The 9,949-nt window shown below is 72.2% G+C and carries 9 protein-coding genes and 1 pseudogene; 4 read left to right on the top strand and 6 right to left on the bottom strand.

Going from position 1 to position 9,949, the window contains the following annotated elements; all coding sequences use genetic code 11:
- Positions 1–100 (top strand): annotated as a pseudogene (locus ACFYO9_RS38810) (IS5/IS1182 family transposase); the annotation flags it as partial.
- A gap of 50 nt (positions 101–150) precedes the next feature.
- Complete coding sequence (locus ACFYO9_RS38815) at positions 151–414, top strand: DUF6343 family protein (RefSeq protein WP_358779376.1); 264 nt, start codon at positions 151–153, stop codon at positions 412–414.
- 480 nt (positions 415–894) lie between these two features.
- Here the strand turns inward: ACFYO9_RS38815 and ACFYO9_RS38820 are convergent, their stop codons facing one another.
- From ACFYO9_RS38820 to rpsA, 4 genes are all read right to left on the bottom strand, one after another.
- A complete protein-coding gene (locus ACFYO9_RS38820) occupies positions 895–1,284 on the bottom strand; it encodes a tetratricopeptide repeat protein (protein WP_355817763.1) in 390 nt (129 codons plus the stop codon).
- A gap of 94 nt (positions 1,285–1,378) precedes the next feature.
- Positions 1,379–2,014, bottom strand: a complete 636-nt coding sequence (gene coaE / locus ACFYO9_RS38825) for a dephospho-CoA kinase (RefSeq protein WP_358779377.1) — start codon at positions 2,012–2,014, stop codon at positions 1,379–1,381.
- A 32-nt stretch (positions 2,015–2,046) separates the two neighbouring features.
- Positions 2,047–2,985 (bottom strand): PAC2 family protein, encoded by a 939-nt coding sequence (locus ACFYO9_RS38830; RefSeq protein ID WP_355817758.1) that lies wholly within the window; start codon positions 2,983–2,985, stop codon positions 2,047–2,049.
- 237 nt (positions 2,986–3,222) lie between these two features.
- Complete coding sequence (gene rpsA, locus ACFYO9_RS38835; protein WP_355817755.1) at positions 3,223–4,737, bottom strand: 30S ribosomal protein S1; 1,515 nt, start codon at positions 4,735–4,737, stop codon at positions 3,223–3,225.
- A 344-nt stretch (positions 4,738–5,081) separates the two neighbouring features.
- Here rpsA and ACFYO9_RS38840 point away from each other — a divergent pair, with 344 nt between their 5' ends.
- Positions 5,082–5,903 carry a class I SAM-dependent methyltransferase gene (locus ACFYO9_RS38840; RefSeq protein ID WP_355817752.1) on the top strand — a complete coding sequence of 274 codons (822 nt, stop codon included), beginning with the start codon at positions 5,082–5,084 and terminating at the stop codon, positions 5,901–5,903.
- A 4-nt stretch (positions 5,904–5,907) separates the two neighbouring features.
- Positions 5,908–8,466 (top strand): ATP-dependent helicase HrpB, encoded by a 2,559-nt coding sequence (gene hrpB, locus ACFYO9_RS38845; RefSeq protein WP_358779378.1) that lies wholly within the window; start codon positions 5,908–5,910, stop codon positions 8,464–8,466.
- 18 nt (positions 8,467–8,484) lie between these two features.
- Here the strand turns inward: hrpB and ACFYO9_RS38850 are convergent, their stop codons facing one another.
- Both ACFYO9_RS38850 and ACFYO9_RS38855 read right to left on the bottom strand, forming a co-directional pair.
- Positions 8,485–9,483: a DUF3068 domain-containing protein gene (locus ACFYO9_RS38850; RefSeq protein ID WP_358779379.1), complete on the bottom strand. Its 999-nt coding sequence runs from the start codon at positions 9,481–9,483 to the stop codon at positions 8,485–8,487.
- A 19-nt stretch (positions 9,484–9,502) separates the two neighbouring features.
- On the bottom strand, positions 9,503–9,637 hold the full coding sequence (locus ACFYO9_RS38855) for an SPW_0924 family protein (protein ID WP_358710812.1): 135 nt from the start codon (positions 9,635–9,637) through the stop codon (positions 9,503–9,505).
- Between the last annotated feature and the right edge of the window lie 312 nt (positions 9,638–9,949).

A 9,949-nucleotide genomic window follows, 5' to 3' on the forward strand; every position in this document is an offset into this window, starting at 1 on the left:
CCTCGCCATGACCGACCTCATGACCCGCCGCCTCACCGGCGAGAACACGATCTCCTGGCGCAACCCGACACCAGCACACCAAAGCCACATACAGGGATGAAACAACAGGATGAAACGACCTCTTATCCTGAAAGGAGGAGATGACCTCTCATGGTGCGTACAGGCAGTGAACCGTTGACCGCGCGGAGTCCGCTGCGGATGCGCTTCTGGTTCAGCGTATGGGGCCTGGCCTGGGCGGCGTTCGGCACGATCGCCTTCGCCCTCACCGGACGGACGGGCTGGGCGGCGGCGTGCGGGGTCCTGGCCCTGGTGGCCGCCGCCGACCTGGCCTGGATCGTGCACCGCCTGCACCAGGGCCCGCACTACCAGCCAGGCAAGGACGTCCCCCCGTACGAACCGCCGCGCAGCGGATGAGGCCGTCGTCGACCCGACGTCACACGAGGGTGCCCGCGACGCCGCTCCGCCCACTTATCTTTGCTCTCAAAGCTATTTTGCTTTGCTGATCGGCATCCCGCAGCGCCGCCGGGGCATCACCGCGCGGCTGCAGATCGCCCCGACGACGAGAGGGACCGACGGCGGCGGATCATCGCCATCACGGCCGACCAGCACGCCGCCATCGCCTCGTGGCTCGCCCCGGGCGCGGCGGCATGGCGCAAGGCCCTGGCCCCGCTCACACCGGAGCAGCGGAAGCTCTTCGTCGACACACTGCTCGCGTACGAAGCCGCGGTCGGCGGAGGGGAATTGAGCGAGGGCGACTCCGGTGAAGGCTGACGCGTAACGGGAGGGAGCCGACCGGCTCCCCTTGACCGCCTCGGACAGCCATCAGTCATCAGTCATCAGCCTTCGTCAGCGACTCCTTACCGCGTGACGAGCGGGCACGCCGCAACCGTCGCCCTACCGCTGCTCCCCCGCCGGACCGCCCTCCCCCTCGAACCGCGCCGCCGCCAGGTACTCCGGCTGGGGGTCCAGGGCCGCCGCCAGGCGGAAGTGGCGGCGGGCCTGCTCGGGGCGGGCGGCGCGCTCGTAGGTGCGGGCCAGCGCGAAGTGGGCGAACGCGTTGTCCGGCTCTCGCTCCAGGACGATGCTGAACTCCAGCTCGGCGGGGCGCAGTTGCGCGGCGGCGAAGAAGGCGCGGGCCCGCAGCAGGCGGGCCGCCGTGTTCTCGGGGTGGGCGGCGATGACCGTGTCGAGCAGCTTCACCGCGCCGCGCGGATCCCGCGCGGCGAGGAGCTGCTCGGCCGCACGGTAATCGATGACATGAGTCTCCGGGCTGACGTCGGGCACGCCGGGCTCCTTCCCTCGCTCCCCCGTCTCAACGCCCGTCACGCCCGCGCCTATTCCGGCCTCCGACCTCCGGCTACCGGCTACCGGCTACCGGCTACCGGCTACCGGCCGATCCCGAGCCTTCCTCCGCCACGGCCGCCGCCCGGCGCGTGAGGCCGGCCCAGACCTCGGCGACCCGCTCGGCGAGCCCGTCCAGCGGCCCGTCGTTGTCGATCACGACGTCCGCGACCTCCCGGCGCTGCTCGCGGGTGGCCTGCGCGGCCATGCGCGCGCGGGCGTCCTCCTCGCTCATCCCGCGCAGCCGCACCAGGCGGTCCAGCTGGGTCTCGGGGCTCGCGTCGACGACGACCACCACGTCGTAGAGCGGCGCGAGGCCGTTCTCGGCGAGCAGCGGCACGTCGTGGACGACCACCGCGTCCTCGGCGGCGGACCGTTCGAGCTCGGCGGAGCGGGCGCCGACGAGGGGGTGCACGATCGAGTTGAGCACGGCGAGCTTCTCGGCGTCGGCGAAGACGACCGCGCCCAGCTTCGGCCGGTCCAGGGAGCCGTCCGGGGCCAGGATCTCCCGCCCGAACGCCTCGACCACCGCCGCGAGCCCGGGAGTTCCCGGCTCCACCACCTCACGCGCGATCTTGTCCGCGTCGATCAGGACGGCACCGGACGCGACGAACAGCCGCGAGACTTCACTCTTGCCGGCGCCGATTCCACCGGTCAGGCCCACCTTCAGCATGACCGGCAGCTTAGGGCCTGCAGGGCCTGCGGTTACGCGTCGCCCTCTCGTTCGGCGAGGAAGCGTTCGAAGTCACGGCCGATCTCGTCGGCGGACGGGATGTCGAGCGGCTCCGCGAGCATGTTGCCCCGGTCCTGGGCGCCCGCCGCGGCGTCGTACTGGTGCTCGAGACCCTGGACGAGCGCGACAAGCTCCTCGTCGCCCTCCTGGATCTGGCGGTCTATCTCGGTCTGGGTGCGATGCGCCTCGGTGCGCAGCCCGTGGGCGACGGCGGGCAGCACCAGGCCGGTCGCGGCGGTGATCGCCTCCAGGACCGTGAGGGCCGCGTCCGGATACGCGGAGCGCGCGATGTAGTGCGGGACGTGCGCGGCGACACCGAGCACGTCGTGGCCCGCCTCCAGGAGGCGGTACTCGACCAGGGCGGCCGCGCTGCCGGGCACCTGCGCCTCGTCGAAGGGGCTGCGGTGGCCGGGGACCAGGTCGGTGCGGTTGCCGTGCGGCGTGAGCCCCACGGGGCGGGTGTGCGGGACGCCCATCGGGATGCCGTGGAAGTTCACGGACAGGCGCACCCCGAGGCGCTCCACGATCTGCTGGACCGCGGCGGCGAAGCGCTCCCACTCGATGTCGGGCTCGGGCCCGGAGAGCAGCAGGAAGGGCGCGCCGGTGGCGTCCTGGAGGACGCGGACGTCGAGCGTCGGCACCTCGTAGTCGCTCCAGCGGTCGCGCCGGAAGGTGAGCAGCGGGCGGCGGGCGCGGTAGTCGACGAGCCGGTCGTGGTCGAATCTCGCCACCACCTGCCCGGGAAGGCCGTCCGTGAGCCGCTCGACGATCTGGTCGCCGGTTTCGCCCGCGTCGATGTAGCCGTCGAAGTGGTAGAGCATGACCAGTCCGGCCGATTCCTGGGCGAGCGCCATGTCGACGACGGCGAGGCCCTTCGGCTCCCATGCGTACAAACCCTGCGGATCAAGCACTGTGACCGCTCCTCCTCGTGTTCGTAAGGAAGAACACCGCATGTGGCACCGGCATTCCCCGGCCGGCGGCCTTCGCACGCGTGAACAGGCCCACAGCGGCATGGAGTTCATGCCCCGGCGTGCACGGCGTCCCGGCCCGCGGCCGGCGGACGGCCCCCCGCACACGAAACGGGCCCGCCTCCCCCCGAAGGGGAACGCGGGCCCGCAGCGTCACTCAACTACGCCCTGGGGCGAGCCTCAGCTCTGGCCGCCGGCGAGCTTCTCACGCAGCGCGGCAAGCGCCTCGTCCGAAGCCAGCGCACCGGAGTTGTCGTCCGACTCCGAGGAGTACGAACCGCCGCCGCCGCCACCGCTGGACGCGGCCGGAGCGGCGCCGGCCGGAGCCGCCGCACCCTCGGCCTCGGCCTGGGCATCCGCCTCGCGGGACTTGATGACCTGAGCCTGGTGCTGCTCGAAGCGCGTCTGCGCCTCGGCGTACTGGGTCTCCCAGACCTCACGCTGCGACTCGAAGCCCTCGAGCCAGTCGTTGGTCTCGGGGTCGAAGCCCTCGGGGTAGATGTAGTTGCCCTGGTCGTCGTAGGACGCGGCCATGCCGTACAGGGTCGGGTCGAACTCGACGACCGACGGGTCGGCGCCGAAGGCCTCGTTGGCCTGCTTCAGCGAGAGGCTGATGCGACGACGCTCGAGGTCGATGTCGATGACCTTGACGAAGATCTCGTCGTTGACCTGGACGACCTGCTCCGGGATCTCCACGTGGCGCTCGGCCAGCTCGGAGATGTGGACCAGGCCCTCGATGCCCTCGTCGACGCGCACGAACGCACCGAACGGAACGAGCTTGGTGACCTTGCCGGGAACGACCTGCCCGATCTGGTGCGTACGGGCGAACTGCTGCCACGGGTCTTCCTGCGTCGCCTTGAGCGACAGGGACACGCGCTCGCGGTCCATGTCCACGTCGAGAACCTCGACGGTGACCTCCTGGCCGACCTCGACAACCTCGGAGGGGTGGTCGATGTGCTTCCAGGAGAGCTCGGAGACGTGCACGAGACCGTCGACGCCGCCGAGGTCCACGAACGCACCGAAGTTGACGATCGAGGAAACGACGCCGGAGCGGACCTGGCCCTTCTGCAGGGTCGTGAGGAACGTCTGGCGCACCTCGGACTGGGTCTGCTCGAGCCAGGCACGGCGGGACAGGACCACGTTGTTGCGGTTCTTGTCCAGCTCGATGATCTTGGCCTCGAGCTCCTTGCCCACGTAGGGCTGGAGGTCGCGGACGCGGCGCATCTCGACGAGGGAGGCCGGCAGGAAGCCACGGAGGCCGATGTCGAGGATGAGACCACCCTTGACGACCTCGATGACGGTACCGGTGACGATGCCGTCTTCTTCCTTGATCTTCTCGATCGTGCCCCAGGCACGCTCGTACTGAGCGCGCTTCTTGGACAGGATCAGACGGCCTTCCTTGTCCTCCTTCTGGAGAACCAGGGCCTCGATCTCGTCACCGACGGCGACGACCTCGTTCGGGTCGACGTCGTGCTTGATGGAGAGCTCGCGGCTCGGGATGACGCCTTCGGTCTTGTAACCGATGTCGAGCAGGACCTCGTCCCGGTCGACCTTCACGATGACGCCGTCGACGATGTCGCCGTCGTTGAAGTACTTGATCGTCTCGTCGATCGCGGCGAGGAAGGCTTCCTCGTTACCGATGTCGTTGACCGCTACCTGCGGAGTGGTGGCGGTGGTCTCGGTGCTGCTCGTCATGTGGGTAAGGGCTCCGGTACGGACATTGAAGTCGTAGGTACTGCAACGCCGGAGCCGATTTCGCTCTGTCAGAAGCCGGACAGCCTTGGAAGCGCGGCTTCCGTGACCGGAAGGCGCCTCGACAACCGAGGGGACATGCAACAGACGCGAGCGCAGCCTGCTATGTCTGAGGAGCGCAGGCTCGCAGCGCAACTTGTAGCATACGGGGGCAGCCGGACAGGGTCAATGCGCGAAGGCGCACACCCGGGGCGGAACACCGCATACCCGGCACAAAACCTGTCGCATGAGGCCACACGGGCCGCACCGCACCCCCCTCGCGACGGGATCCGACGAAGGTTACGACGATGGAGCCGATCATCCAAGAGTCCGAGCTGCCCGAGCCCGAGGCCACCAGGCGTGCCGCCGACGTGACGGAGAGCAGTCGCGCCAACCGCGGCTGGTGGGACCGGAACGCCGACGAGTACCAGATCGAGCACGGCACGTTCCTCGGGGACGACCGCTTCGTGTGGGGACCCGAGGGGCTCGACGAGGTGGAGGCGGAACTGCTCGGTCCGCCGGAGGAGCTGAAGGGCAAGGACGTCCTGGAGATCGGCGCGGGCGCCGCGCAGTGCTCGCGCTGGCTGCTCGCCCAGGGCGCCCGCCCGGTGGCGCTCGACCTCTCCCACCGCCAGCTCCAGCACGCGCTGCGGATCGGCGGAGACGTCCCGCTGGTGCAGGCCGACGCGGGGGTGCTGCCCTTCCGGGACGGCGCCTTCGACCTCGTCTGCTCCGCCTACGGCGTGATGCCCTTCGTCGCCGACCCCGTCCTCGTCCTCACGGAGGTGCGGCGGGTCCTGCGGCCCGGCGGCCGGTTCGTCTTCTCCGCGACGCACCCCGTCCGCTGGGCGTTCCCTGACGAGCCGGGCCCGGAGGGCCTCACCGTGGCGGCCTCCTACTTCGACCGCACCCCTTATGTGGAGCAGGACGACGAGGGCAACGCCGTCTACGTGGAGCACCACCGGACGATCGGCGACCGGGTGCGGGACATCGTGGCCTCCGGGCTGCGGCTCGTCGACATCGCCGAGCCGGAGTGGCCCGCCTGGAACACCCAGGAGTGGGGCGGCTGGTCGCCGCTGCGCGGAAACCTGATCCCGGGGACGGCCATCTACGTGTGCGTACGAGACTGAGCGGGTGACCGGTCTCCGTAACGACGCCCTGCGACTTCCCGTACGCGACGCGCTGCCCGCCCTCCGTTCCGCTCTGGAGGGGCCGGGCAGCGCCGTGCTGTGTGCCCCGCCGGGGACGGGCAAGACGACGCTGGTGCCGCTGGCGCTCGCCGGCCTCCTCGACGGGCGGGCGGCGGGCGAGGGCGCCGCGAGCGGGGCGCGGCGGGTCGTCGTCGCCGAGCCGCGGCGGATCGCCGCACGGGCCGCGGCGCGCCGGATGGCGTGGCTGCTCGGCGAGAAGGTGGGCGACAGCGTCGGCTACACCGTGCGCGGCGAGCGCGTCGTGGGCCCACGCGCGCGCGTGGAGGTCGTCACGACGGGTGTCCTGCTGCAGCGGCTGCAGCGGGACCAGGAGCTGGCCGGCGTCGACGTCGTCATCCTCGACGAGTGCCACGAACGGCACCTGGACGCCGACACCGTGGCGGCCTTCCTGATGGACGTGCGGGCGGCGCTCCGGCCCGACCTGCGGCTGGTCGCGGCGTCGGCGACCACCGACGCCGAGGGCTGGTCGCGGATCCTCGGGGACGCGCCGGTGGTCGAGGCGCACGGCATCGCCCATCCCGTGGAGGTGGTGTGGGCGCCGCCCCCGCGCGCGGTGCGCCCGCCGCACGGGATGCGGGTGGATCCCGCGCTCCTCGGCCATGTGGCGTCGGTGGTGCGGCGGGCCCTCGCCGAGCGGGACGGGGACGTCCTGTGCTTCCTTCCGGGGGTGGGTGAGATCGCGCGGGTGGCCGGGCAGTTGACGGGGCTCGGCGACGTGGAGGTGCTGCAGGTGCACGGGCGGGCGCCGGCCGCGGTGCAGGACGCGGTGCTCGCCGGGTCCGCGGGGCGGCGGGTGGTGCTCGCCACCTCGGTCGCGGAGTCGTCCCTGACGGTGCCCGGGGTGCGGGTCGTGGTGGACTCGGGCCTCGCGCGCGAGCCGCGGGTCGATCACGCGCGGGGGCTGAGCGCGCTGGCGACGGTGCGGGCCTCGCAGGCGGCGGGCCGGCAGCGGGCGGGCCGGTCCGGGCGTGAGGCGCCGGGCGCCGTGTACCGGTGCTGGGCACAGGCGGAGGACGGGCGGCTGCCGCGCTTTCCCGCGCCGGAGATCAAGGTGGCCGACCTCGCCTCGTTCGCGCTGCAGGCGGCGTGCTGGGGCGATCCGGACGCCACCGGTCTCGCGCTGCTCGATCCGCCGCCGGGCGGCGCGATGGCGGCGGCCCGTGACGTCCTCGTGGCGGTCGGCGCGGTCGAGCCCGGCTCGGGGCGGGCGACGGAGCGGGGCGCGCGGCTGGCCCGCGTGGGCCTGCACCCGCGCCTTGCGCGGGCCCTGCTGGACGCGGCGCCGCGGGTCGGCACCCGGCGGGCCGCTGAGGCGGTGGCCCTGCTGAGCGAGGAGCCGCCACGGGAGTACGGGGACGACCTGGCCGGCGCCTTGCGTGCGGCGCGACGGGGCGGGGACGCCTACGCGGCGCGGTGGCGGACCGAGGCGGGGCGGCTCGCGTCGTCGGTGTCCGGGGCCTCCCGCGCGGGTGACGGCGGCGGGAGCGACGAGTACGTCGCAGGTCTGGTGGCCGCGCTGGCGTTCCCCGAGCGGGTCGCCAGGAGCGTGGGCGGCGGGACGTATCTGATGGCGGGCGGTACCCGGGCCGAGGTGCGGCAGGGCTCGGCGCTCGCCGGGGCCCGCTGGCTGGCCGTGGCCGTGGCCGACCGGCCGGTGGGCGCGGGGCACGCGCGCGTGCTGCTCGCCGGGCCCGTCGACGAGGACGTGGCGCGGGACGCCGCGGCCCCGCTGCACGCGGAGGGCGACGAGGTGGCCTGGGCTGGCGGCGCGCTGGTGGCGCGGCACGTGGAGCGGCTCGGCGCGGTGGAGCTCGCGGTGCGCCCGTTGCGCGACCCCGATCCCGCCCTCGTCCGGGCGGCGCTCGTCGAGGGGCTGCGGGAGGAGGGGACGGGGCTCCTGAAGTGGTCGCGGGGCGCGCGGGAGCTGCGGGAGCGGCTGGCGTTCCTGCACCACCATCTCGGGGCGCCCTGGCCCGACGTATCGGAGAACGCGCTGCACGCGCGCGTGGACGAGTGGCTGGAGCCCGAGCTGTCCCGGGCCCGGCGCCGGGCGGACCTGGCGGGCATCGACGCCGGGCAGGCGCTCGGCCGGCTCCTGCCGTGGGCGACGGGTGCGGCGGGGCGCCTCGACGAGCTCGCCCCGGAGCGTCTGGAGGTGCCGAGCGGGTCCCGGATCCGGATCGACTACTCCGACCCCGGGCAGCCGGTGCTCGCCGTCAAGGTGCAGGAGATGTTCGGCCTCGCGCGGACCCCGCGGATCGCGGACGGAGCGGTGCCGGTGGTGGTGCACCTGTTGTCACCGGCGGGCCGGCCCGCCGCCGTCACGGCCGACCTGGCGTCGTTCTGGAGCACCGGCTACCGCGCGGTCCGCGCCGATCTGCGCGGCCGTTACCCGAAGCATCCGTGGCCGGAGGATCCCGCCTCGGCCGAGCCGACCCGGTACACGAAGGCCCGGCAGGCGCAACGGAGTTCGGGCACCTAGGGGTTCGCGGCCGGGGTTCTAGGCGTTGACGGGCTCCGGTTCGGGGGCGCCTTTCGCGGTCGGTGCCGGATCGCCGGGCCTGCGGCTGCGGGCCTCGAGCCAGAGGGAGAGGGCCAGCAGCAGGACGCCGAGGACGAGGAAGCCCCAGGGCAGGTACGAGGTCAGCAGGAGGACCAGGACGCGCTGGGACTTGACCAGGTCGACGGTGTCCTTGATGTAGTCCTCGCGCATCTTCACGTGTCCGGCGAAGACGGTGACCTTGTCGCGGTCGCCGAGCAGGGTGCCGCCGCGCAGCTCGTTGTTCTGGATCTCCTCGCCGTAGACGGGCGCCCCGGTGGTCGGCTCGACCCAGAACCTGCGGACCGTGGTGTACCAGCGGGTGGTCCCGGTCTTGGCGAGGGACTGCGGAGTGATGCCCTTGACGGGCATCGTCTTGGGGAAGGGCACCTTGGTCCAGGGGATGGTCTGCTCGAAGTAGTAGACCTTCAGGCCGCGGAAGTCGCGGGTGCCCTTGTAGTGGATGGGCCGGGTGATGCGGGCCTGGGCGTCGAAGTACTCGTAGTCCCGCTTCTCGGTCAGGAACGGCCACTTGAACTCGATGCCCTCGCGCCTGACCGCGTCCCCGTCGACCGCCTCGCCGGTGGCGTGCACCGGTTCCTGGCTGTGCGCGTCGAAGATGTAGCGCTCGGGGATCTTGGAGACCATCTTGCCCTTGTCGTCCTGGACGTAGGAGAGCGCGTCCCAGACCACGACGTCCCGGTCGGCGCTCTTCTCGATCTTCTCGGAGGCCTCCACGTTGCCCTTGAGGGTCTGCACGATGGTGACCTTGTCGATCTTCTTGGCCTTCATCGAGCCGTAGTCGATGAGCGTCGGGCCGTGCGCCTCCAGGACGGCCTCCTGGTACTGGCTCGGCGGGATCTTCGCGAGCCGCGGGAAGGCGTACCAGCGCATGAGCGGGGACATGGCCGTGCAGAACACGGCGAAGGCGAGCAGGACGAGGCTTGCCTTGCGTCGCATCGCGGCGGCCTCCCGACGGCTAGGGGTGCTGGGGGACGGTGGTGAGGAGCGGCTCGGGCGAGGTCTCGCCCGGCGGGGCGCCGATCGCCGTGATGGTCAGGACGAGGGCGAGCGCGACGGCGAGGCCGGTGGCGGCGGCGATGAGGGCGCGCATGCGGGGCCTCCCGATTCGGCGTGCGGCCGGAACTGATGGGGCGTCAGGGCGGGCACCGTAGCAATGGAAGAGCGAGATGAGAACACGTTGCACAACAACGCGGACCGCCCCTTCACCGTGGTCGGTGAAGGGGCGGTCGTGGCGGCAGGGACGGTCGTGGCCCGTCCCGGGGGTCGCGCGGCTAGGGCCTGTCCGGCGGATCAGGTCGCATCCGGGCGGCCCGCACGTCTTCGTGCCGGTGAGCGGGGTCTGGCGCGTCGAGATGCAAGGCGGAGGAGGGCGACAACGCGGAGCGTTGGCAACCGACGACAA

It is taken from the genome of Streptomyces sp. NPDC005863 (assembly GCF_042871345.1).
Lineage (GTDB): Bacteria > Actinomycetota > Actinomycetes > Streptomycetales > Streptomycetaceae > Streptomyces.

Bases quoted from the DNA above. Each gene is read 5' to 3' on its own strand.
- ACFYO9_RS38840 (WP_355817752.1), top strand. From the start codon at position 5,082: ATGGAGCCGATCATCCAAGAGTCCGAGCTGCCCGAGCCCGAGGCCACC.
- rpsA (WP_355817755.1), bottom strand. From the start codon at position 4,737: ATGACGAGCAGCACCGAGACCACCGCCACCACTCCGCAGGTAGCGGTC.
- coaE (WP_358779377.1), bottom strand. From the start codon at position 2,014: ATGCTGAAGGTGGGCCTGACCGGTGGAATCGGCGCCGGCAAGAGTGAA.
- ACFYO9_RS38815 (WP_358779376.1), top strand. From the start codon at position 151: ATGGTGCGTACAGGCAGTGAACCGTTGACCGCGCGGAGTCCGCTGCGG.
- ACFYO9_RS38850 (WP_358779379.1), bottom strand. From the start codon at position 9,483: ATGCGACGCAAGGCAAGCCTCGTCCTGCTCGCCTTCGCCGTGTTCTGC.
- ACFYO9_RS38855 (WP_358710812.1), bottom strand. From the start codon at position 9,637: ATGCGCGCCCTCATCGCCGCCGCCACCGGCCTCGCCGTCGCGCTCGCC.